This is a genomic window from Microbacterium sp. Kw_RZR3 (genome assembly GCF_029222405.1).
Classification (GTDB): domain Bacteria; phylum Actinomycetota; class Actinomycetes; order Actinomycetales; family Microbacteriaceae; genus Microbacterium.
This window is the reverse complement of the sequence record NZ_JARHXC010000248.1, coordinates 1-22,861: the sequence shown is the minus strand read 5'-3', so window position 1 is coordinate 22,861 and position 22,861 is coordinate 1. Positions and strand designations below refer to the sequence as shown.

Genomic DNA, 22,861 nt, shown 5'->3' with positions numbered 1-22,861 from the left:
CCGCGGCCGTCGGCGTCAACGGCGATGTCGCGGGGAAGGCCCGCGCGCTCGCCGCGGCCGGGGTCGACGTGCTCGTCGTCGACACGGCGCACGGGCACCAGGCGCAGATGCTGCGCGCGCTCCGCGAGGTCGCGGCGCTGGACCTCGGCATCCCGATCGCCGCGGGCAACGTCGTCACCGCCGAGGGCGTGCGCGACCTCACCGATGCCGGCGCGTCGATCCTCAAAGTCGGTGTCGGTCCGGGCGCGATGTGCACGACCCGCATGATGACCGCCGTCGGTCGCCCGCAGTTCTCGGCCGTCCTCGAGACGGCCGAGGCGGCGCGCGGCGTCGGGGCGCACGTGTGGGCGGACGGCGGGGTGCGCTACCCCCGGGACGTGGCCCTCGCGCTCGCGGCGGGCGCGGCATCCGTGATGATCGGCTCGTGGTTCGCGGGGACGATCGAGTCCCCGGGGCGCCTCCGCACCGATGAGGGCGGTCGCATCTACAAGGAGTCGTGGGGCATGGCCTCGACGAAGGCTGTGCAAGGGCGCTTCGGCCGGCTCGATCCGTTCGAACGCGCCCGCAAAGAGCTCTTCGCCGAGGGCATCTCGTCGTCGCGCATCTACCTCGACCCGCAGCGTCCGGGCCTGGAAGACCTGCTCGACATGATCACCTCGGGCGTGCGCTCGTCGTTCACGTACGCGGGTGCGGCCACGGTGGCGGAGTTTCACGAGCGTGCGCGCGTCGGACTCCAGTCGGCCGCCGGCTACGAAGAGGGCAAGGCCCTTCCCGTCAGCTGGTGAAGTCCGTCAGTCGGTGACCGATGCCGCGACGTCGGCCTCGAGCGTGATCCACGCCCCGAGCTGGACCGAGAGGTCGAGGTCGTCTCCGTCGGCGCGTGCCGCCCGACGCGGGTCGGCGGGGAACAGGTCGCCGCGACGGCCCTCCCACAGCGCCTCGGCGTTGACGCGAACCAGGCGTCGCGCGCTGTCCGAGACCGCTCGACGCTCGTCGTCCGCGGGGTCGTCGGCGAACGACACGGCGGCCTCCGCGAGATGGCGGGCGAGGATGCCGGCGAACAGACCGCCGTCCCCGCCCCCGACGGCGGGGAACAGGCCGCCGTCCGGGGCGCACCAGCGCTCGACCGCCGCGACGAGGCCCGCGGCGCGAGCGAGGTGCGCATCGCGGGAATCGGCGTCGGGCGCCGTCTCCGCGAGGGCGAGAGCCGAGCCGATCGCCACCCCCTGGTTGTACGTCCACAGCTCGGGCCGGACGACGCCGTGCTCGACGCCGTCGCGGACGAGTCCCGTCCCGGGGTCGTCGAGGGCCCGGGCGACCCACGCGTCGAGATCGACGGCCGAGCCGCGTCGCGCGGTCCACGCCAGGGCGATCGCGGAGGGGGAGTTGGCGGGCGCGTTGTAGAGGCTGCTGCCCACCGCCCACGGCAGAGCCCCCACGGCGGGGTCGATCGCGTCGTCGAGTCGGCGGACGAGCCGCTCGATCCGCCGATCCCCGAGGTCGTAGCGCTGGAGGGCGAGGGTCATCCACGCGACGTCGTCGTAGAACGGCGTGGTCCAGCGCCCGAGCGTGCGCAGGGTGACGCCGCGGTGCAGCTCCCGCAGGAGGCGAGCGCGGCGCGGATCGGGGCGGTGCTCCTGCGCCTCGCTGAACGCGTGCACGAGATGCGCATGCCACCAGTAGTGCCACGTGCGCGCCCCCGAGACTCCGGGCGCCGCGGCGTGCGCCCACGCGACCGGGCCGAAGCGATGGACGAAGCGACGGACGACGGCGGCCTCGGCGGACATCGCGCGCGCCTGCGCCGGGGAGGTGGCATCCATTCCTCCATCCTGCCCGCGGCACGGATCCGATCCGACCGGCCGCGAGGGGCGTGGCGCTGCCCTAGAATCGTCGGCACGATGGACGACCCTCCCAGTTGTAGACCCAGGCCCCAACGACCCTCTCCCGCCGACCGCTCGAGCGGGGGTGATGCCTGATGGATTACGTCATGCTGGGCGTGGGGCTGCTCCTCACCGTGGGAACCGGACTCTTCGTCGCGAGCGAGTTCGCGCTGGTCAACCTCGACCGCGCCGACCTCGAAGCCCGCCGCGAAGCCGGCGAGTCCCGACTGTCGCTCACGATCGATGCACTGCGCATCACCTCGACGCACCTGTCGAGCGCGCAGCTGGGCATCACGCTGACGACGCTTCTCACCGGTTACACGATGGAACCGGCGATCTCGAACCTGCTGCGCCCCGTGTTCGCGTCGTGGGGACTGCCCGAGGCGGTGACCGTCTCGGTCGCGGCCGTCATCGGCGTCGGTTTTGCGACCGTGCTGTCGATGATCCTGGGCGAACTGGTGCCGAAGAACTTCGCGCTCGCCATCCCGCGGCAGACGGCGAAGCTCGTCATCCCGTTCCAGGTCGCCTTCACCGCCGTCTTCAAGCCCGCGATCGTCGTGCTCAACGGCAGCGCCAACGGCGTGCTGCGCGCGATGGGCGTGGAGCCCAAGGAGGAGCTGTCGGGGGCCCGGTCGGCCGAGGAGCTGTCGAGCCTCGTCAAGCGGTCGGCGAGCGCCGGCATGCTCGAGAAGGACACCGCCTCGCTGCTGGATCGCAGCCTCACGTTCGCGCGCCTCAGCGCGGCCGACGTCATGACGCCCCGCCCGAGCGTTCACGCGCTCGCCGCGGGCGACCCCACCGACGACGTCGTGCAGCTCGCCCGACGGACCGGGCACAGCCGCTTTCCCGTGTACGGCGAGTCGATGGACGACATCGTCGGCGTCGTGCACCTCAAGGCCGCGATCGGCGTGCCCCGCGAGAAGCGCGGCGAGGTGCCGGTGGCGGCCCTCGCCACCGAACCACTCCGCGTTCCCGAGACGGTGCACCTCGACGCCCTCGTGTCGGAGCTGCGTTCGCGCGGCTACCAGATGGCGATCGTCGTCGATGAGTACGGCGGGACAGCGGGCATCGTGACGCTCGAGGATCTCGTCGAGGAGATCGTCGGCGAGGTGCTCGACGAGCACGACCGCTCGCGCGCGGGCGTGGTGCGCACGGCCGTGTCGCTGACCTTCCCCGGCGACCTGCGTCCCGACGAGGCGCTCGACCGTGCGGGCGTCCGCGTGCCCGAGGGCGACGCCTACGACACCGTGGGCGGCTTCATCATGGCGACCCTCGAACGGATCCCCGCGGTGGGGGACACCGTCGACATCGAGGAGGGCGTCCTGACCGTGAACCGCATGGACGGCCGTCGTGTCGATCGCGTGGAGTACACGGCCAACCCGGTGGAGGAGAACATCGACGACCTCGTGCGCGCCGCGAAGGGCGGTGATCAGCGATGAGCGATTGGGCAGGAATCGCCTGGTTGGTCGTGCTCCTCGTCGCCAACGCCTTCTTCGTCGGCGCGGAGTTCGCCGTCATCTCGGCGCGTCGCTCGCAGGTCGAGCCGCTCGCGGAGCGCGGTTCTCGTGCGGCCAAGACGGCCCTCTACGCGATGGAGCACGCGACGCTCATGCTGGCCACGTGCCAGCTCGGCATCACGATCTGCTCGCTGCTGATCCTGAACGTCTCGGAGCCGGCGATCCACCACCTGCTCGAGGGGCCGCTGGGGCTCACCGGGCTGCCCGAGGCGGCCGTCGGCGTGGTCGGCTTCGTCGTCGCCCTGCTGCTGGTGTCGTACCTGCACGTCGTGTTCGGCGAGATGGTTCCGAAGAACCTGGCGTTCTCGCTGCCGGACCGGGCGGTGCTCATGCTCGCCCCGCCGCTCGTCGCGGTGTCGAAGGCGTTCCACCCGATCATCGTCGCGCTGAACTGGACCGCGAACCACGTGCTGCGGCTCTTCCGGGTCGAGCCCAAGGATGAGGCGGCATCCACCTTCACCCTCGATGAGGTCGCCACCATCGTGAACCAGTCGCGGCGCGAGGGCGTGCTCGACGACGCCGCGGGTACGGTCACGGCGGTCGTGGAGTTCACCGAGAAGAAGGCCGCCGACATCGCCGTGCCGATGGCCGAGCTCGTCACGCTGCCGGAGCGGACCACGCCGGGCGAGATCGAGCGCGCGGTCGCGCAGCACGGTTACTCGCGATACGTGATCGTCGACGAGGCCGGCCATCCCACGGGCTACGTGCACCTCAAGGACGTGCTCCGCGCGGCGGACGGGTCGGATGCCGACATGGCGCGCCCCATCCCGAGCAAGCGCATCCACCACATGGTGTCGGTGCTCGAGACGACCGACCTGGAGGACGCCCTCGCTCTCATGCGCCGCTCCGGTCGTCACCTCGCGCAGGTGCGCGATGAGGCCGGCGACGTGCGCGCGGTGCTCTTCCTCGAGGACGTCATCGAAGAGCTGGTCGGCGAGGTGCAGGACGCGACCGCGCGTCGCCGCTTCGCCTGAACGCAGAACACCGGATGCCACGGGCCTGACGGCTCGTGGCATCCGGTGTTCTCACCGTCGGGCGGCACGCGTGGGCCGCCCGGTCCGCGCGGGGTTCGCCGTGCGCCCGCCCGAGCGGCTCAGTAGGCGCGGAGGTACTGCGCGGGAGCGGGAACGGGGTCGCCGAGCGTCGCCGCGGCGCGAAGCGCGTAGTGCGGGTCGCGGAGCCATTCGCGGGCGGACAGGATCGCGTCGGCATGGCCGTCGGCCAGGATCTGCTCGCCGAAGGTCGGGTCGTCGATCATTCCGACGGCGGCGACGAGCAGCCCGGTCTCGCGGCGGACGGTCGCCGCGTAGTCGACCTGGTATCCCGGTCCGGGGACGATGTGCTGATGCGGCACGAGCCCGCCGCTCGAGACGTCGATGAGATCGGCGCCCGCCTCGGCGACCAGCCGGGACGCGGCGACGGTGTCGGCCACGTCCCACCCGCCCTCGGCGGCGTCGGTCGCCGAGAACCGGACGAACACGGCGGCGTCGGGAGCGGCGGCGCGCACGGCCTCGGTCACGCGCACGACGAGGCGCACGCGGTTCTCGAAGGAGCCGCCGTAGACGTCGTCGCGGTGGTTCGTGAGCGGGGAGAGGAACTGGTGCAGGAGGTAGCCGTGCGCGGCGTGGATCTCGACGACCTCGAATCCGGCCGCGACCGCCCGGCGGGCGGCATCCGCGAAATCGGCGACGACCTTCTCGATGCCTGCCGCATCCAACGCGACCGGTTCGGCGAAGGAGTCGTACGCGAGCGCCGAGGGGGCGACGGTCGTCCAGCCGCCGTCCGCGGGCGCGACGCTGCCGCGGCCACCGGTGAGCGGCGACGTGGTCGACGCTTTGCGTCCCGCGTGGCCGAGCTGCACGCCCGCGACCGAACCGCGCGCGCGGATCGCCGCGACGATCGGGGCCCACGTTTCGGCCTGTGCGTCGTTCCAGAGGCCGACGTCGTCGGGCGAGATGCGCCCCTCCGGGGAGACGGCGGTCGCTTCGGCGATGACGAGGCCCGCACCCCCGGCCGCGAACTGGGCGAGGTGGACGTGGTGCCAGTCGTTCGGCATCCCCTCGGTCGCGCTGTACTGGCACATGGGCGAGACCCACAGGCGGTTGCGCGTCTCGATACCGCGGACGGACAGGGGTGTGAAGAGGGTGCTCACGGGGACCTTTGCGTTCTATGGTGACGCCATGACGGCGAAGGAATGGACCGGGGAGGATGCCTCCCGTGCCCTTCGGAGGCCAACGGCCCACGACGACAAGTATTCCCGCGGGGTGGTGGGGTTTCGCACGGGATCGACCCGGTACCCCGGCGCGGCGATGCTCGGCGTCGAGGCTGCGTGGCGCACCGGCACGGGCATGGTGCGCTACCTCGGACCCGAGCGCGCGCAGGATCTCGTGCTGCAGCGTCGGCCCGAGACGGTGACCGCCGACGGGCGCGTGCAGGCGTGGGTGATCGGATCGGGAACGGATGCCGCCGAGCGTGACGCGGCCGAGACGGCGGCGCTGCGCGGCCTGCTGAACGGCGACCTCCCCGTCGTCGTCGACGCCGGTGCGCTCGATCTCGTCGTCGGGGCCAGCGCCCCCGTCATCGTGACGCCGCACGCGCGGGAACTCGATCGTCTCCGCTCCGATCTGGGGCTGCCGTCGATGGATGCCACGGACGACGACGCTCGCGAGGAGGCGGCGCGCGAGACCGCTGCGGCGTTCGGCGGCGTGGTCCTGCTGAAGGGGGCGACGACGATCGTCGCGACCGCGGGCGGGTGGACCCGTCGGGTGCGGGCGGGCACACCCTGGCTCGCGACCGCGGGGACCGGTGACGTGCTCGCGGGAGTTCTCGGCGCCGTGACGGCGGGCGCGGTCGCCGAGGATCGCGTCGGTCTCGACGACCTCGCCGCGTGCGCCGCGACGGCGGCGTGGCTGCACGGGACGGCCGGGCGGGCGGCATCCGGGATCCACGGGGGAGCGGGCGGGCCGATCACCGCGCTCGACGTGGCGGAGGCGTTGCCGCGGGTGATCGCGGAGGTGCTGTCGGACTCGATCGCGTAACGGTTGCCGCGTCCGCACCGGCCGAGGGCGGCTGCCCGTCCGGGCCGTCGGGGGTCTCCCGCTTAGGATGAGGCGGTGCTGAGGCGTGTCGTTCCCCTGTTGATCGCGTTCGTCGCCGTGCACGTCACCGTGGCGGTCCTCGGCTACCAGCAGCCGAACGAACCCATGGGTGACGTGTACCTGGTGTACGAACCCTGGTCGCGCTGCGCGCTGTTCGGGGGCATCGACGTGACCTCGTGCACGCGGTCCACGACGTGGGAATGGCCCGGCATCACCGAGAAGTGGATCTACCCGCAGCTCGCCTTCGTGCCCATGACCTTCGCGTGGGTGTTCGCGTGGGCGATCGGCTACACCCCGGCGTGGGCGCTCACCGTGTCGCTGGCGAACCTCGTCGCCTTCGTCATCCTCGTCGGCAAGGGCCGCTCGACCGGCCGGGTCGTGGCCGCGTGGTTCTGGCTCGCCGCGATCCTGCTCATCGGGCCGGTGGGGCTCTACCGCATCGACGGGATCACGGTGCCGTTCGCGATCCTCGGCAGCATCTGGCTCGTGCGGCGGCCGTTCGTGGCATCCGTCCTCCTGTCGATCGCGGTGTGGATGAAGGTATGGCCCGCGGCGATCCTCGCGGCGGGACTCATCGTGGTGCGTCGCCGGCTCTCGCTCGTCTGGGGCGCGGTCGCGGTGTCGCTGGCCACGGTCATCCCCGTGGTGGCGCTGGGCGGTGCGCCGTTCGTGCTCGGCTTCGTGGGGGATCAGACCTCGCGTGGGATCCAGATGGAGGCGCCCGTCGGGGGTCTGTACATGATCCTCGCCTCGTTCTACGTCCCGGGCTCGGAGGTCTATTACGACGGCGGCGTGCTCACGTTCCAGGTGACCGGTCCCGGCGTCGAGCCGGTCATCGCGATCATGACCCCGCTGATGCTCCTCGTCATGGCCGGTGTCGCGGTCGTTGGTGCGCGCAAGCTCTGGGCGGGCGCGACCTTCGTGACCCTGTTCCCACCGCTCTCGCTGGCCCTCGTGACCGCGTTCATCGCGCTCAACAAGGTCGGCTCGCCGCAGTACTACGTGTGGGTGTTCGCCCCCGTGATCCTCGGGCTGATAATCGATCGTCGTCGGTGGTACGGTCTCGCGGCGCTCACCCTCGTGATCGCCGGGCTCACGCAGTGGATGTACCCGATGGTCTACGACGGCCTGATGGCCACGCACCCCGCTCCCTTCCCGGTCTTCCTGCTCGAGGCGCGCAACATCCTCGCGCTCGTGCTCATGGTGTGGGCGATCGTGCGCGTGGTGCGGGTGCCCGTGGGGCGCGTCGCGCGCCCCGGCGACCTGCGCGAGTTGGTGACGGGCCGCCGCACGACGACGGTCGCGGCGACGGCCGACTAACCTCGACAGCATGCTCGTCGCCTTCTCCGTCGCCCCGTCCGGAACGGGCAGCCTGTCTGCCGAGAACACCGACGGGTCGGTGCACGATGCCGTGGCGGCCGCGGTCTCCATCGTGCGCTCCTCGGGCCTCGCTCACCGCACCACCTCGATGTTCACCGAGATCGAGGGCGAGTGGGACGAGGTGTTCGACGTCGTCAAGCGCGCCACCGAGGCGGTCCTGCCGTACGGCTCGCGCGTGTCGCTCGTGCTCAAGGCCGACATCCGACCCGGCCGCACGGGCGAGATCGACGGCAAGATCGAGCGCCTCGAGCGCGCGATCGACGACGCCGCATCGGAGTGAGTCCGCGCTGACCCGGGCGGGCGTCGCGCGGCCGTCCGCTCGGCGGCCCCTTGCCGCGCCGTCGCGCGTCGCGCAAGCGGCGGGACCACGCGCCGCGCAAGCGTCAGGATCGAAGCGCGCGGCCGGATAAATTGAGAGAGGGAGAGCGGGGGGAACGGGTGGAACCGGAGATCGGTGAGGCGCTGGGCGCCTCGTACCGTTTCGTCGACCGGATCGGATCCGGCGCCGCGGGCGAAGTCTGGCGTGTGCGCGACGTGCGCGACGAATCACTGCGCGCCGCGAAGGTGCTCCGCCGGGAACACGCGCAGGATGCCGACCTCGTCGAACGTTTCATCCGCGAGCGCACCGTGCTCACCCGACTGCGCGACCCGCACGTCGTCGCGGTGCGCGACCTCGTGGTCGAGGGCGAGCGCCTCGCGATCATCATGGACCTGGTCGAGGGCGGGAGCCTGCGTCAGGCCCTCGACGAGCGCGGCACCCTGCCGCCCGCCGAAGCCGTCGCCCTCACCGCGGCCGTGCTCGACGCGCTCGCCGCCGCGCACGCGGTGGGCACGGTCCACCGCGACATCAAGCCCGACAACGTGCTGCTCGATCGTGACGCGCGAGACGGCGACGACCCCGGGGCTGCCGTCCGTGTCGTCGACTTCGGCATCGCGCGCGTGCTCGACGAGCGTCGGCGCTCGACGACCGCGGTCATCGGCACGCCCGAGTACATGTCGCCCGAGCTCGTCACCATCGGAGAGGCCGGGCCGCCGAGCGACGTCTATGCCAGCGGCATCCTGCTCTACGAACTCCTCTCCGGGCGGACGCCGTTCGCCGGCCCCGGCACCGACTTCACCGTCGCGTATCGGCACGTCAGCGCAGAAGTGCCCCCGCTCGACGTGCCCGATGACCTCTGGCGCGTTCTGGCCCGCCTGCTCGCGAAGGCCCCGGCGGATCGCCCCTCGGCCGCGGAGGCCGCGACGACCCTGCGGCGCCTGCGAGGGTCGGTCGCGGAGCTCGCGGCTCTCACGCCGGTCGCCGCTCCCGAGGGTTTCGCCGAGGCGGAAAGGCCCGCAACCGTGCTCCGGGGCGTCGCCCCGACGGGGCCCGAACCGGTGGCGGTGCCGTCGGATGAGCCCGCCCCCGACCTCGGTGCGGCGAGCCAGGCCACCGTGCTCCGGCCGATGCCCCGCCGCGAGGCGCCCCAGCCGGTCGAGGCAGAGACCGAGACGAAGACCTCGCTGTGGACCCGGATGCCGCGCGGCCGCGCCCTCTGGATCGCGGGAGCCGCGGTGGTCGCCGTGGCCGCGGTCGCGGCGTTCTTCCTGTTCCGTCCTCCCGCGGGGGAGGCCGCACCGGCCGCGGCCGGACCCGTCGTGACCTCCAGCCAGCAGGACCGGGCCCTGCCGACCGGACTGAGCGTGAGCCGCTCGGTCAGCTACGACCCGGAGAAGAAGCTGGCGACCGTCACGATCGAGTACGGCGCGCAGAATGCTCCCCTCGGCGGGCCGTTCCTCGAGGTGCTGCCCGGCGCCGCGGAATCGGACGCGTGTCCCGCCGTCACGTGGTCGGACGCCACGGTCGATCGCAACCAGGCGAGCGTCACCGGCATCTCGGTGCCGTGCGGATGGAGCGTCGACGGCCTGACCGTCCCGACGCAGGATTCGGTCACCGTCACCGCCCAGGTCTCGATCGCGCTGAACGGCCAAGAGGCCGTCGATGCCTGGCTGAAGGCGGCCGCGGCGGCCACGACGAAGGCGATCTCGGACTCCGAGGTGTCGGGGGCGGCGTATCCCGTGCAGCGGCTGCGCAGCGTTCAGGTCACGACGCCCTCTCGCACCGTCGGCGGGACGGCGCTGCCCGTCACGCTGCTCCCCGTCTGGCCCAGCGGTCCGGATCCGGTGAACCCCCTGTTCACGAGCCCGTCGGTCGGGGAGCCGAGCGCCATGCTCGACGCCGTCGCCGGGGGGACCAGCGGGGTGCGCTTCAGCGACGGGTGCGCCGGAGCGCTGACGGTCTCATCGGACGGTCTCGTGGTGACGGCGCTGTCGGTCGCCCCCGACTGCACGGTCCGTGCGCGGGTCGGCAACTTCACCGACCTCGTGAGCCCGCCGTTCGGCATCACGACGCGCTGAGGCGCGCGGAGTCGCGCTGGGGCGCGCCGAGTCGCGTGCGGAGCAGGCGTTCCGCTCAGCCCGCGGGGACGGCGACCGACGGCCCCGCCGCCTGGACGAAGCGGGCCGCGCCCGCGACGCACGCGTACCCGCGGCCGGTGGTGACGGCGACGGGGGCGCGGCGGGGGAGCGTGACGCCCAGCAGATCGCCGTCGTAGTCGACGTCGGGCTGCAGCAGCACCCCGCAGCGCGACTTGCGCAGGGTCTTCGTCCAGCCGGAGTACTGCGCGCGGAGGTCGGCGGAGCGTCCCGCCGCGATGACCAGCACGTGCGGCTGCGACATCGTGAGCAGCCCCGCGAGCGACTGGTCGGAATCCTCGAACGACTCGGCGTCATCGACCAGGATGACGACCGGCCCCTTCTCGAGACGCACGGATGCCACGAGCGCGGGGATGTCGTCGGATCCGACGACGACGCGGTCGAGGTCGGCCGTGGCCAGCGGTGAGCGGCGACCGCAGACACCCCACACGGTCACCGGGGCCGTGGCATCCGGAGTCGTCCGCAGGGCCTGCGCGATCGCGAGGAGCAGCGTCGACTTGCCGGAGCGGGCGGGTCCGGCGACGAGGACGTGCTCGCCCTCGTAGACCTCGAGGAAAGCGGGGGCGAGGTCGGACTCGGCGACGCCGATGGGGATGCGCCACGGCTCCTGCCGGAGGTCGGCCGCGACGCCGAGGTCGGCGATCCCGACCTGCTCGGGCAGGCGGCCCACCACGGGAGCCTTCGGCGCGGCGCCCGCGTACGTCTCTTTCACGCGGGTGACGGCGCTGGCCAAGCCGCCGACGGGGGTGGCGACGTGCGCCTGCCGGGCCGATTCGGCGAGGACGCAGCGACCCGGTACCGATGCCGGGGCGTCCTTGGGGCGCAGGCCCGCGGAGGTGTAGTCGTAGGGGTCGGCGAGGCGGAACATCCACTTCTGGGTGGTGACCTCGTCGATCGCCGAGGGGACCGCCTTGGCGCGGGTCGTCGACACGGCGAAATGCAGGCCGAGCTCGGGGCCGTCGGCGTACGCGCGGTAGAGGCCGTCGAGGAGCTGCTGTCCCTCGTGGTCCTGGAACTCGTCGCGCAGGGCCGCCAGCCCGTCGATCAGCACGATCGCGCGGCGCCGCTGTCCCTCGTCGGCGCGGCGCCGCTCGAGGTCGGTGCGGAGGTGGCGCAGGAATCGCGCCTGCTGCTCGCGCGCACCGCCCCCGGCCCCCACGTAGGCCACGGTGTGGGGCAGGTCGGCGAGGGGCGCGAGGTCGCGGGCACCGGCATCGAGCACGAGGATGTCGAGGTCGTCGGGGTGCGACTCGGCCGCGAGGGCCAGAGCGATCGATGACAGGGCCGTGCTGGTGCCGCTGCCGGGGATGCCGACCGCGAGCAGGTTGCCCCGCGACAGGTTCCACCCGGCGGCGACCTGCCGCTGACTGTCCGGCTCATCGGCGAGGGCGAAGAACACCTCCGCACCCTGCACGCCGCCCACCGCGAGGACCCCCGACGCCGTGGCGTCGTCGCCGAACCCGGCCAGCGGCACACGGGCGCCCAACGCCTCGGGCCACACCGGTCGCGGAGCGGCGATCCCCGCCTCGTCGGCCGCCGCGCGGATGGCCTCGATCACGACGTCGAGGTCGGTCGTCGAGTCGTCGACCACCGTCGTCTTCGCCGCGGGAGCAATCCCCGAGAACGTCACCGGTTGCAGCTCGACGGCCTCGACGACGGCGCGCTCCGAGGCGCCGGTGACCAGCGCGGTCTGCACGGGCGCGATGTCGTCCTGTCCGCGCTTGATGTACGCGCGACCGCGTTGGGCGCGACCGATCGCGGATGCCGCCGGGACACCGATCACGTTGTTCGAGTCGTCGCGGCTCTGCACGCGCAGAGCGACCCGGAGGTTCGTGTTCGCGAGGATGTCGTCGTTGACGACACCCGCGGGGCGCTGGGTGGCGAGGATCATGTGGACGCCGAGCGTACGGCCGACGGCGGCCACGCTCACGAGCGACGACAGCACGTCGGGGAAGTCCTTGGCGAGCATCGCGAACTCGTCGACGACGAGCAGCAGCCGCGGCATGGGCTCGGCGGGCTTCGTCGCGAGGTAGGCGTCGAGGTTGTCGACGCCTTCGCCCGCCGCGGCGAAGATGCGCTGACGCCGCCGCATCTCGGCCTCGAGGGAGCGGAGGGCGCGGTCGGCCAGCTGCTCGTCGAGGTTGCTGATGGTGCCGATCGTGTGCGGGAGCCGCTCGCACGCCGCGAAGGCCGCGCCGCCCTTGAAGTCGATGAGGATGAAGCTCAGGCGGGTGGGGTCGTTGCGCAGGGCGAGCCCCGCGACGAGCGAGCGGAGGAACTCGCTCTTGCCCGAGCCGGTCGTGCCGCCGACGAGGCCGTGCGGGCCGTCGTGCACGAGGTCGAGCTCCATCGTGCCGCCCTCGCCCGTCCCGATCGGGGCCGTGATACCGCGGGCGTTGGCCCACAGCTCGCGGACCGCGTCCGCCGTCACCTCGTCCAGGCCGAGGAGCGGGGGGAGGCGCACGAGGCCGGGCAGCGCTGCGCCCGGGACGACGAGCTCGGGATCGTCGAAGCGGGCGACGTCGCGGGCTCCCGCCGCGGCGGTGTCGACGTCGATGCCCGCGAGGATGACGTCGTCGACCGTCACGAGGTCACCGGGACGCGTGACGGTGGCCGCGGCATCCGGCGCCACCCGCACCACGACGGTGCACGCGGCGGGGAGCTGCTCTTCGGACGACGCGAGGACGATCCCCGAGACCTGCACGCCCTGGCGGTCGCGCGACAGAGTGGTCGCACCGTCCGGACGGCCATGGCCGAGCAACTCGCGCGCGGGAGCATTGCGCCCCTCGGTCAGGACGTCGGAGTCCAGCACCAACAGAACGGCCGCCGTCGGGATGTCGTGGATGCCGTCGCGAAGGCCCCGCAGAAGGTCGGTGCTGCGTTCGCGGTTGTCGGACATCCAGCGTTCCTGGGTGCCCGTGCCCTGTCGGCGCGTGTGCGGGAGCCAACCCGCCCACGCCCATTCGGGAGAGCGGCCGGCATCGCAGAAGACCCCGACGGTCAGATCGGCCGGGCCGACGTGGATCCCGGCCTGGATGACGAGGCTCCGGGCCAGGGCGAGAGCGCCGTCGCGGTCGCCGACGATTCCCACGACCCCGCCCGCGGTGAGGTCGATCTCGACGGGCGCCGCGGGGATCGCGGCGGTGTCGAGGATCTCGCGGACCTCGTCCTCGAGGCGGGTGCCGGAACGCTCGTCGATCGCGGGGCGCCACGGGACATCGCCGATGCCGGCGTGCAGCGCGAGCAGGTCGGGCGAGCCCGCGCGGCGCTGCCACAGCGTGGTCGCGGGGATCGCGGCGCGCCGGAGCGTCGTGGCCGGGTCGGGGATGGCATCCATCCTCCGGGCCTTCTCGGCCTGACCGGCCGAGGCGATGTCGTCGCGCAGGGTCTGCAGAGCCTGCGCGAACCGCTCGTCCTCTTCTTTGACGTTCCTCGTGTGGCGGCGCTTCTGCTCGAACCAGACGCCGACGCCCAGGACGGGGCTGAGAGCGGCGAACAGGGCGTACCGCGCGTCGCCGAGCATGAGGACCATCGCGAACGCGAGCACGAGGGGGGCCGCGACCGTGATGATGCTGAACTTGGAGGCCGGGGGGACGTCCTTGCGGGTGGGTGGGGTGATCGGGTCGGGCTCAGGGGGCCGGCCGGGCCGCGGCGGACGGTTGAAGGGCGCGGTCGCCGCCGGGGTGATGTTGTGCAGCGAACCGGGTTCGGGGGCGGGGGTCTCATCGATCGAGGGGCGCAGGAGCACGGTCGTGCCTCCCGCGGTGATGACGGCGGGACCCTCGACGACCGTGCCGTCCTCGGCGGCGGCTGTGCCGTCGACGAGGGTGCCGTTCGTCGATCCGCGGTCGTCGACGCGAAGCCCGTCTTCGTCGCGCGCGGCCGAGAAGTGCTCCCACGAGGCGCTCGTGGTGGGGAGCCTGAGGTCGGCCTGGGGGGAGCGTCCCGCGATGAGTGCCCGCCCGCGCGGCACGTCGACGACCGGTCCGGCCTCCAACCCGCCGGACAGGGTCGCCGTCCAGTCTGTCGCGGGCTTCGGTCGGGGCGACGCCGAGAGGGCGATGCGGGTGCCCTCGAGGATCAGCACCTCGCTCAGCGCCGTCGAGGCGGGGTGACGCTCGGCGTCGACCGCGACGAGGGTGTCGGGGGCGAGATCGTGTCCCGTCGCCGCCGCGATCAGTTCGCCCAGCGTCGCCTGGCTGCGGTGACGGGCGAGGTCGACCACCTGCTCGTCTTCGTCGATCGCGATCAGCAGACGCATCGGAGCCTCCGGGAGATGTCAGTCGGGCTGTCCGGCGAACCACACCAGCGGTGCGGTGGTGTCGGTCGACAGGGGGCGCAGACCCAGGTTCTGATCCGCCGAATACAGGGGAACGATTCCGGGGACCAGGGCGGTGGGCTTCGTGCCGTCGAGCTGCGGACCGGCGATGCCGTCGGCCGCGCCGGCCGACGATGTGCCGAGCGCCGAGGCGACCGCGGAGGGTTCGGTGCTGCCGGCCGATGCCGCGGCGAGCGCGAGCAGGACGGTGGCGTCGTGACTGCGCGAGTCGGCGAGGCCGGCGACGGAGGCGAACGAGCGGTCCTCGAAGAGCGTCGTGGCCGAGGAGTCGTCGGCGAGGACGCGCACGCCCGCGAGGAAGGCGGACATGGCTCGGCCATCGGCGTCGGACGAGAGGGCGACGGTGTCGCTCCAGCCCGCGCCGACCGTGGTCAGGTCGGTCGAGAGGGTGCCGCCCGCGGACACGAGCGCCTCGGAGAACGCCGGCGACGTGGCCTCGGGGGTGACGACGATCGGGAGATCGGCGTCGTCGCTCTGGAGCAGCTGCACCACGCTCGCCTGCGTCGAGGCGGGCCCGTTGATGAGAACCGCGTCGAGGGGACGCGATCCACGGGCCGCGGCGACGGCGGCACGGAAGGCCGCGGCGTCACCGCCGGCGGCGAACGGCACGATGGCGGCGGGGGAGAGACCCGCGGGCGTACCGTACCCGGCGTCCACGAGGAGGACGGACGAGGCGCTCTTCAGCGCTGCAGGCAGAGCCGCGCTGATCGCGTCGCTCGTGGGACCGGTCAGCCACACGCCGTCGCCCGCGAGCGAGCCGTCGCTCACGTACGGGAGGACGGCGGGGACGCCTGCCGAGCGGGCGACCTCGACCGCGCCGGTGACGTGCGACCCGCTCGTGGCGACGACGATGCCGGCGGCTCCGTCGTCGACGAGCTCCTGCGCGGCGGCGCGAGCGCCGTCGGCGGTGCCTTTGTCGTCCACGGCGCGGACCGTGATGTCGTGACCGCCGAGCGCCAGGCGGCGGGCGGCCACGACCGCGCCGTTCGCGGCATCCTTCCACTCCGCGCCTTCGCCCGGAGCGGAGGAGAGCGAGACGATCACGCCGATCGTCAGGTCATCGGGGACCGGTGCCGAGATCGCGACGGGGATCGAGCCGACCGCCTGGGCCTCGGTGGGGCGCGTGAGCGACCAGGTGGTGACCCCGGCGGCGACGAGGACCACAGCGGCGGCCCCGGCGATCAGGGCGACGGTGCGACGCTTCACTTGCCGTCTCCGATCCGGAAGGTGTACACCGTCTGCGTCGCGGCGCCCGCGGGAGCCTCGATGTGGAACGGCGGCAGCTTCGCTCCGGCCTCCAGCGAGGCCTGCGTCTGCGCCTGCTGGAGCAGGATGCCCGCGACGTCTTCGGAGCGCACGTTGGCGTATCCCTGCGCCTGCTGCGAGGCCAGGGCGAGCTGGACGTCGGCGGTGTCGACCTTCGCGGCGCTGGTGACCATCGATCCCAGCAGTCCCGAGCCGTTGACCTGACGGTCGCCCAGGTCGAGGAGGACCTTGTTCAGGTCGGCCTGCAGGAGCGAGGACGCGCCGTCCGTGTCACGGGTGGCGGCGCCGATGCTCGACGAGATCGACGACAGCGACGACAGGGTCTGCGCGGAGACGCTCTGCGAGATCGCCTCGCCGGCGGCGGTGAGATCGTCGCGCTGCGACTCGACGGTCTCTTTGCCGCTCTGCGCGATGTCGGTCGAGGTCGAGGTCAGACCCGACACGGAACGGTCGAACATGGCGCCGATGGTGGCGGCATCCGTCTTCCCGCGGGCCGAGATGACGCGCACCTGCTCCTCGATGAGGGCCGAGACCTTCTTGGCCGCCTCGGCGTCGGCGTCGGCGAATGCCCGCTCGATGCTCGGGCCGAGGCCGTCCTGCTGCTTCTTGAGGGCGTTGATGCGCTGGTCGAGCTCGGTGCGCTGGTCGGCGAGGGCCTTCGTCGAGTCGGTCAGTGAGGTCACCAGGGCGGTGAGGTTCTCGTTGCCGTTCCACGCGGAGGAGCTGATGCGGTTGACCGCGTCGCGGACCTTCGAGGTCTGGTCGAGCAGGCCCGCGATGGCGGTGCCGAGGTCGCCGGAGGGCTGCGTCTTCTCATCGACGCTGATCCACGCGGCGGTGTCGGCCTTCAGGCGGTCGAGGAGCGGTGCCGAATAACCCCACGGGGTCGAGAGCTGGTCTCCTTCGCATCCCTCGGACGTGAGGAAGGAGCGCAGACGGTCGACCTCGGCGAGCGTCGGGCCGCCGATGACGACCGGGGAGGAGGAGCTCTTCGCGTCGGAGTCGCCGCTTCCCTCGTCGTCGCCGCCCGTTCCGGAGGTCGAGGTGGGCTTCGGCGTGGGCTCGTTGCCGCCGCCGGGGGGAGTCCAGTCATCGTCCGGGGCGAGCGTACAGATCTCGTCCGCCAGTCGGTTTGCCTGCTCGCGGATCGAGCCGCGCTGGTCGGTGTTGCCCAACTCCGCCTGGGCGTCGCGAGCGATCTGGTTGACCTGCGACAGTGCGGAGTTGAGCGATCCGAGCGAACCCGACAGCGTGTCGAGTGCCGTGCTGACCTCGCCCAGCGACTGCGGGACGGAGCCGTCGGGGAGGCCGTCGGTGACCTTCTTCGTCGCGGCCTGAACGGCTTCGACGGCCTGCGAGGTCTGGTCGAACTGCGTCACGACCGACGACATGAGCTCGGGCTTGAGAGAGTCGACGAGCTCGCGACCGTCGACCACCAGCTGGGCGAGGGTGGCGTTCACCTCGCCCTGCGCGCTGAACAGGGCGCACGTCGTCGACGGGGTCTGGCAGGTGTCGGTGCTGGGAGCGTCGGGGCCGATGGTCGAGCGCAGCGCGTTCTGCACCTCGCCCTTGCACTCGTCGGCGGCGGAGGCGTAGTTGTCGAGCTCGACCGCGAGACGCTGGATGTTGCCGTAGATCGTGTTCGCTTCGCCCGGGATCGTCGACGTCGCCGAGCATCCGCTGCCGCTCGGGATCGACGGGGGCGGCGGTGCGCTGGTGTCACCGAGCATGCCGTCGACGGCCGACAGGGCGCTGCCGAGTTGCTGCAGAACGGCGGAGTTGGTTCCGTTCACCGTCGTCGAGAGGTCGGACTGCAGACCCGTGAGCTGCGCGGTGAGACCCCGCATCGACGTTCCGAGCGAGGTGGTGCTGTCGGCGAGCTCTCGCGCCGTGCGCACACCCAGGGTGTCGGCCGTGCTCTCGAGGTTCGTGCGTACCTCGGTGATCGTGGTGCCCGCGCGGCCGAGCACCTCGTTGACCGCCGCGACGACCTCGATGGTGCGGCGCTGGAGGGCGAGCTGCGACGTGGGGTCGTCGTTGAACGCCGCGTCGAGGACACCGCCGATCGACGGATCGGTCGAGATCCCCGGCTGCACCGCGATGTCGAACGCGGGCACCGAGAAGTCGTCGACGTCGGCGACAAGGGTGAGGGTGCTGCTGGCGCGACCGGAGGGCGGGGCGAGCAGCGACGCCCACTGCACCACGGCGTCGCCGTCGTCGGAGCGGCTCAGCACGCCGTTGGTCACGGCGGAGTCGGTGTCGGAGTCGATGACCACGCGGCTGGGGGCCACGCCTCCGAGGACGGTCGACGCGGCGATCGTCAGGGGCGCGCCCACGAGCGCTTCGCGTGTGCGCGACTGACCCGCGGCGTCGTAGGTCAGCTCCTGGGGCTTCACGGTGAGGTTCTCGACCGTGACGTCGATCTCGACGCGGCCCGAGTAGCCCTTGAGGTCGCCCAGGTCGGTGCCGCTCGAGTCCGCGGTGCGGTACGAGGTGCGGATACGCACGGGGATGTCGTTCGCGACGTCGGCCGGGGTGAACGAGGCCGTCTCGCTGGTCGTCTCCGAGGGGGAGTTGCCGATGGCGATCGTCGTGGACTGCACGCTCTGGATGGCGGCGTCGGTGGTGACCCCGACGGCGACGGACTGCAGCAGTCGGGTGGGCGTGATCTGCGCCTCGCCGTTCGTGCACGCGGTCACCGTGACGAGCGCGCCGACAGCGACCATCGCCGCGATGACGCGCGGCAGCGCACGCCGACCCTTTACAGATTTCCCCACTGACATCCGTCCCCCTTGAACACCGTCCGGCAGCCGCCGTCGATCGTAGTCGGTCCCGCTGACATCGCCGGATTCGGGGGCCGAGCTTGACATCCGACCCCACTGCCGGTCGTCGGCATCCGGCGTTCACGCGGGCGGCGGCCCCTCGCCTCGAAACGATTCGACAGGCGTTCTCCCGCCGACTACCATCGTCGGGTGACCTCTTCGACGACCTCGAGAGGTGCGGCGATGCGGGCGCTCCTTTCTCTCGCCATCGGCAGTTTCGGCATCGGCATGACCGAGTTCGTGGTGATGGGTCTCCTGCCCAACATCGCCCGCGAACTGGTGCCCACCGTGTGGGCCGCGTCGCCCGACGACGCGATCGCCCAAGCCGGCTGGCTCGTGTCGCTCTACGCCCTCGGCGTCGTCGTCGGCGCCCCCACGATCGCGGGATCGGTCGCGCGTTTCCCGCGGCACCGGGTGATGATCGTGCTCGCGGCCGCCCTGGCGTTCTTCACGCTTCTGACCGTCATCGCCCCGACGTTCGAGCTCGTCGCGGCGTCGCGATTCCTCGCGGGACTCCCGCACGGCGCGTACTTCGGCATCGGCGCTCTCGTCGCCGCCGATGCCCTCGGACCCGGCAACCGCGCGAAGGGCGTCGCCTTCGTCCTCACCGGACTCACGATCGCCAACGTGGTGGGCGTCCCCCTCGGAACGCTCCTGGGACAGCAGGTCGGCTGGCGCGCCGCGTTCGCGGTCGTCACCGGCATCTTCGTGCTCGCGACGATCTGCATCGCCCTGTTCGTCCCGAAGCATCCCGGCGCGCCGGGACGACGGCTGCGCGACGAGCTGCGCGTCTTCCGCATCGGACAGGTCTGGTTCGCCCTCGGGATCGGCGCGGTCGGCTTCGGCGGTTTCTTCGCGATGTACAGCTACATCGCGCCCATGATCACCGAGGTCGCGGGGCAGCCGGAATGGGCCGTGTCGCTCGTCCTCGTGCTCGTCGGCGTCGGTATGACGGTCGGCAACGTGGTCGGCGGGGCGCTCGCCGACAAAGACCTGCGGTTCTGGCTCTTCGTCGGCCTGCTCGCGCTCGGCGCGGCGTCCGTCGGGCTCGCGCTCACCGCCGGATGGATCGTCACGCTCGTGGTCTTCGCCTTCCTCGTCGCGTTCTGCGGTGCCGCCCTGAGCCCCGGCATCCAGACCCGTCTGATGGACGTCGCCGAAGACAACCAGTCCATCGCGGCCGCACTGAACCACTCGGCGTTGAACATCGGAAACAGCCTCGGAGCCTTCCTCGGCGGTCTCGCCATCGCCGCCGGTCTCGGACTCGTCGCTCCCGCGTGGGTGGGCGCGGTGCTGGCTCTCGGCGGGCTCATCGTCGCCGTCGTGTCGTACCGCGTCGAGGACCGCTCGGGTCGTCACCCCGAGCACCGGATGCCGGCCGCCGAGGCCGCGACCACCGCGATCACCGGCTCGATCCCGACGCAGGGCTGAGCCCGGCGGCGCCCGCGCCGCGCCCTAGCCCGTTGAGTGTCCAAGACACGCCGTAGAGCGCCCGGCGGTTACGGCGTGTCTTGGACAGCCAACGCGAGCGCGGCACACCCCGACCGGAAGTGGCGCGAGCGGGACGGATGCCGGGGGCCCGGCATCCGGAATCGTCAGGTCGCGAGCAGGCGGCGGAGGTGCGTGGCGACGGCCGCGGTCTCGATCAGGAAGCCGTCGTGGCCGAAGTCGCTCGCGAGGACCACCGCCTCGTCGCCGTCGAGCGTGTTCGGGATGCCGCGCGCGATGCGGTGCTGACCGTCGATCGGGAACAGACGGTCGCTGTCGATGCCGAGCACGAGCGTCGCGGCGGTGACACGACGCAGAGCGTCTTCGACGCCGTCGCGGTCGCGCCCGACGTCGTGGGAGTTCATCGCCTCGACGAGGGTGAGGTAGCTGTTCGCGTCGAAACGCCGCGTGAACTTGTTGCCGTGGAAGTCGAGGTACGACTCGACCGCGAAACGGCCACCGCGCCCGAGCGGGCTCACGCCCGACTGCCACGACCGCTGGAAACGCTGGTTGAGCTCGGTGGGGCTGCGGTAGTTCAGCAGCGCCATGCGGCGGGCGAGGGCGAGTCCGCGGTGCGGGCCGTCGCCGTCGCCGGAGTCGTAGTACTCGCCGCCCGCGAAGCGCGGGTCCATCCGGATCGTGTCGAGCTGCACCGAGTTGAGCGCGATCTGGTCGGCGGTGGTGATGGGCGGGGCCGACAGGATCGCGGCGCGCTCCACCCGGTCGGGGTGCCCGACCGCCCATTCGAGGGCGTGCATTCCGCCCATCGATCCACCGATCACCGCGGCCCAGCGGTCGATGCCGAGCGCGTCGGCCAACTGCGCCTGAGCGCGGACCTGGTCGCGGATGGTCAGGTAAGGGAAGCGCGACGCCCACTCGTAACCGTCGGGCGCGATGCTCGCCGGTCCCGTCGAGCCCTGGCATCCGCCGAGCATGTTGGGAGCGACGACGAACCACCGGTCGGTGTCGATCGCGGCTCCCGGGCCGACGAGATCGCTCCACCAGCCGGCGGTCGGGTGGCCCGGACCTGCCGCTCCGCGCACGTGGCTGTCGCCGGTCAGGGCGTGCAGCACGATCACGGCGTTGTCGCGTGCGGTGGAGAGCTCACCCCACGATTCGTACGCGAGACGGAACGCCGGAAGGGACTCGCCGTTCTCGGGCGCGAACGCTCCGAAAGCGGCGAAACGGCGCTCGCCCACCGGGTCGCCGTCGCGCCAGGCGCCCGTCGCGGGAGGACGGCCGAGCAGGGAGCGGGCGTCGGCCTCCGTGATCGGTGCCGAGGGCACCGTGTCTTCGGAGATCTGCCAGTCCATGGCATCCATTCTCTCCGGTCCGGTGGAGCCTCACCGGACTGTTACGGCGATGTCGGAACCGCGGTCTACGATGCCACGCATGGGGACATGGAGCGCGAAACCGTTCGGAAACGACAGTGCCGCCGACTGGGCGTACGAGCTCGACGACGCGAGCGACTGGAGCGTCGTGAGCGACGCCCTGCGCGTCGCGACGGAGTCGGCGCCGGCAGACCTCGACTCCGACGACGCGGTGACGGCGATCGCCGCGGCAGAGGTCGTGGCGCGGGGCCGGGGGCGGGTGACGGACTCCGCCGAGAGCGTCGAGGCGTTCGTGGCGCGGGTGTCGCCGCCGTCTGCCGAGCTGGTGGACCTCGCCGCTTCGGCGCTCGCCGTCGCGACGTCCGGCGAGGGCGAGCTCGCTGATCTGTGGGAGGGCGATCCCGAGTGGCTCGCCGAGAACGAGAGGCTGCGCGCGGCGCTCACCACCGACTGAGCGCCTTGTCCAGCCCCCGCTCTCCGCAAGCGGGGGTGGGGATGATCGCCGCATGGCGACCTTCCTCCTCATCGCGGCGTCGAGCGACATCGGCCGCGCGACCACGACGCGACTGCGCGACGCGGGCCACCGCGTCCTGACCACGGCACGGGACTCTTCGGTCATCGAGCCCGACTTCGTCCTGGATGCCACCGACTTCGACGCCGTCGACCGGGTGGTGCGCGAGGCGGGCGAGCTCGACGGCATCGCGGTGTTCGCGGGATCGATGCTGCTCAAGCCCGCGCACCTGATCTCGCGCGAACAGTACGACGGCCTGATCGCCGCGTCGCTGACGACCGCGTTCGCCGCGGTCCGAGCCGCGGGGGCCCACCTGCGCGGCGGCGGGGCGGTCGTGCTGGTCTCGTCGGCGGCGGCGCTCGCGGGGCTGCCGAACCACGACGGGATCGCGGCGGCGAAGGCCGGGGTGATCGGGCTGACGCTGTCGGCCGCGGCGAGCTACGCGGCCCACGGCCTGCGGGTGAACGCGGTCGCTCCCGGGCTGGTTCAGACGCGCTTGACCGAGAAGCTCACCTCGAGCGACCTGTCGCGGAAGGTGTCGGAGGCGATGCACCCGCTCGGCCGCCTCGGCGAGCCCGACGACGTCGCCCGGGCCGTGGAGTTCCTGCTGTCGCCCGAGAACGCCTGGATGACCGGCCAGGTGCTCGGCGTCGACGGGGGTCTCGGGAGCCTCCGACCGCGGCAGAAGGTGTAGGTCCCGACCGGAGCGGCCTGCGGCGGGGCACCGCGGGACCGGTGTGGGGCGCGGGGCTCC

At 72.3% G+C, this 22,861-nt stretch carries 16 protein-coding genes; 10 read left to right on the top strand and 6 right to left on the bottom strand.

Going from position 1 to position 22,861, the window contains the following annotated elements; translation table 11 throughout:
• Positions 1-785, top strand: a 785-nt coding sequence (locus P2P98_RS13880; protein WP_275800650.1) for an IMP dehydrogenase, incomplete at its 5' end; no start/stop codon positions are given.
• A 6-nt stretch (positions 786-791) separates the two neighbouring features.
• Here P2P98_RS13880 and P2P98_RS13875 read toward each other — a convergent pair.
• Positions 792-1,820: a glycoside hydrolase family 76 protein gene (locus P2P98_RS13875; RefSeq protein ID WP_275800649.1), complete on the bottom strand. Its 1,029-nt coding sequence runs from the start codon at positions 1,818-1,820 to the stop codon at positions 792-794.
• Between the two features lie 155 nt (positions 1,821-1,975).
• On the opposite strand from P2P98_RS13875, the gene P2P98_RS13870 reads away from it, so the two are divergent.
• Complete coding sequence (locus P2P98_RS13870; protein WP_275800647.1) at positions 1,976-3,319, top strand: hemolysin family protein; 1,344 nt, start codon at positions 1,976-1,978, stop codon at positions 3,317-3,319.
• Positions 3,316-4,371, top strand: a complete 1,056-nt coding sequence (locus P2P98_RS13865; protein ID WP_275800645.1) for a hemolysin family protein — start codon at positions 3,316-3,318, stop codon at positions 4,369-4,371. The genes P2P98_RS13870 and P2P98_RS13865 overlap by 4 nt, the downstream gene beginning before the upstream one ends.
• A gap of 119 nt (positions 4,372-4,490) precedes the next feature.
• On the opposite strand, the gene P2P98_RS13860 is transcribed toward P2P98_RS13865, so the two are convergent.
• Positions 4,491-5,549, bottom strand: coding sequence for an NADH:flavin oxidoreductase/NADH oxidase (locus tag P2P98_RS13860; RefSeq protein ID WP_275800644.1), 1,059 nt, complete (start codon positions 5,547-5,549; stop codon positions 4,491-4,493).
• Between the two features lie 28 nt (positions 5,550-5,577).
• Between P2P98_RS13860 and P2P98_RS13855 the strand changes: the two genes are divergently transcribed.
• From P2P98_RS13855 to P2P98_RS13840, 4 genes are all read left to right on the top strand, one after another.
• Positions 5,578-6,435, top strand: coding sequence for an ADP/ATP-dependent (S)-NAD(P)H-hydrate dehydratase (locus P2P98_RS13855; protein ID WP_275800642.1), 858 nt, complete (start codon positions 5,578-5,580; stop codon positions 6,433-6,435).
• Between the two features lie 75 nt (positions 6,436-6,510).
• A complete protein-coding gene (locus tag P2P98_RS13850) occupies positions 6,511-7,815 on the top strand; it encodes a glycosyltransferase family 87 protein (protein ID WP_275800640.1) in 1,305 nt (434 codons plus the stop codon).
• Positions 7,816-7,825: 10 nt separating this feature from the next.
• Positions 7,826-8,155, top strand: coding sequence for a thiamine-binding protein (locus P2P98_RS13845; protein WP_275800638.1), 330 nt, complete (start codon positions 7,826-7,828; stop codon positions 8,153-8,155).
• A 158-nt stretch (positions 8,156-8,313) separates the two neighbouring features.
• Complete coding sequence (locus tag P2P98_RS13840) at positions 8,314-10,272, top strand: serine/threonine-protein kinase (RefSeq protein ID WP_275800636.1); 1,959 nt, start codon at positions 8,314-8,316, stop codon at positions 10,270-10,272.
• A gap of 55 nt (positions 10,273-10,327) precedes the next feature.
• Here the strand turns inward: P2P98_RS13840 and P2P98_RS13835 are convergent, their stop codons facing one another.
• The 3 genes from P2P98_RS13835 to P2P98_RS13825 are packed head-to-tail and all read right to left on the bottom strand — an operon-like array spanning position 10,328 to position 18,732.
• Positions 10,328-14,611 carry an FtsK/SpoIIIE domain-containing protein gene (locus tag P2P98_RS13835; RefSeq protein WP_275800634.1) on the bottom strand — a complete coding sequence of 1,428 codons (4,284 nt, stop codon included), beginning with the start codon at positions 14,609-14,611 and terminating at the stop codon, positions 10,328-10,330.
• A gap of 18 nt (positions 14,612-14,629) precedes the next feature.
• On the bottom strand, positions 14,630-15,895 hold the full coding sequence (locus P2P98_RS13830) for an ABC transporter substrate-binding protein (protein ID WP_275800632.1): 1,266 nt from the start codon (positions 15,893-15,895) through the stop codon (positions 14,630-14,632).
• Entirely contained in the window at positions 15,892-18,732 is a 2,841-nt protein-coding gene (locus P2P98_RS13825; RefSeq protein ID WP_275800630.1) for a hypothetical protein, read from the bottom strand. Before P2P98_RS13825 ends, P2P98_RS13830 begins: the two co-directional genes overlap by 4 nt.
• A 228-nt stretch (positions 18,733-18,960) precedes the next feature.
• Here P2P98_RS13825 and P2P98_RS13820 point away from each other — a divergent pair, with 228 nt between their 5' ends.
• Complete coding sequence (locus P2P98_RS13820) at positions 18,961-20,208, top strand: MFS transporter (RefSeq protein WP_345799724.1); 1,248 nt, start codon at positions 18,961-18,963, stop codon at positions 20,206-20,208.
• A gap of 164 nt (positions 20,209-20,372) precedes the next feature.
• On the opposite strand, the gene P2P98_RS13815 is transcribed toward P2P98_RS13820, so the two are convergent.
• On the bottom strand, positions 20,373-21,578 hold the full coding sequence (locus P2P98_RS13815; RefSeq protein WP_275800627.1) for a homoserine O-acetyltransferase: 1,206 nt from the start codon (positions 21,576-21,578) through the stop codon (positions 20,373-20,375).
• A gap of 79 nt (positions 21,579-21,657) precedes the next feature.
• On the opposite strand from P2P98_RS13815, the gene P2P98_RS13810 reads away from it, so the two are divergent.
• Both P2P98_RS13810 and P2P98_RS13805 read left to right on the top strand, forming a co-directional pair.
• Positions 21,658-22,050, top strand: a complete 393-nt coding sequence (locus tag P2P98_RS13810; RefSeq protein WP_275800625.1) for a DUF4259 domain-containing protein — start codon at positions 21,658-21,660, stop codon at positions 22,048-22,050.
• A gap of 52 nt (positions 22,051-22,102) precedes the next feature.
• The gene (locus P2P98_RS13805) at positions 22,103-22,801 is read left to right on the top strand and encodes an SDR family oxidoreductase (protein WP_275800624.1); all 699 of its coding nucleotides are present in this window, start codon (positions 22,103-22,105) and stop codon (positions 22,799-22,801) included.
• Positions 22,802-22,861: the final 60 nt, after the last annotated feature.

Excerpts from the sequence above, each read along its gene's own strand:
- P2P98_RS13805 (WP_275800624.1), top strand. The coding sequence starts at position 22,103 with ATGGCGACCTTCCTCCTCATCGCGGCGTCGAGCGACATCGGCCGCGCG.
- P2P98_RS13870 (WP_275800647.1), top strand. The coding sequence starts at position 1,976 with ATGGATTACGTCATGCTGGGCGTGGGGCTGCTCCTCACCGTGGGAACC.
- P2P98_RS13835 (WP_275800634.1), bottom strand. The coding sequence starts at position 14,611 with ATGCGTCTGCTGATCGCGATCGACGAAGACGAGCAGGTGGTCGACCTC.
- P2P98_RS13865 (WP_275800645.1), top strand. The coding sequence starts at position 3,316 with ATGAGCGATTGGGCAGGAATCGCCTGGTTGGTCGTGCTCCTCGTCGCC.
- P2P98_RS13820 (WP_345799724.1), top strand. The coding sequence starts at position 18,961 with ATGCGGGCGCTCCTTTCTCTCGCCATCGGCAGTTTCGGCATCGGCATG.
- P2P98_RS13875 (WP_275800649.1), bottom strand. The coding sequence starts at position 1,820 with ATGGATGCCACCTCCCCGGCGCAGGCGCGCGCGATGTCCGCCGAGGCC.
- P2P98_RS13815 (WP_275800627.1), bottom strand. The coding sequence starts at position 21,578 with ATGGACTGGCAGATCTCCGAAGACACGGTGCCCTCGGCACCGATCACG.
- P2P98_RS13855 (WP_275800642.1), top strand. The coding sequence starts at position 5,578 with ATGACGGCGAAGGAATGGACCGGGGAGGATGCCTCCCGTGCCCTTCGG.
- P2P98_RS13810 (WP_275800625.1), top strand. The coding sequence starts at position 21,658 with ATGGGGACATGGAGCGCGAAACCGTTCGGAAACGACAGTGCCGCCGAC.
- P2P98_RS13845 (WP_275800638.1), top strand. The coding sequence starts at position 7,826 with ATGCTCGTCGCCTTCTCCGTCGCCCCGTCCGGAACGGGCAGCCTGTCT.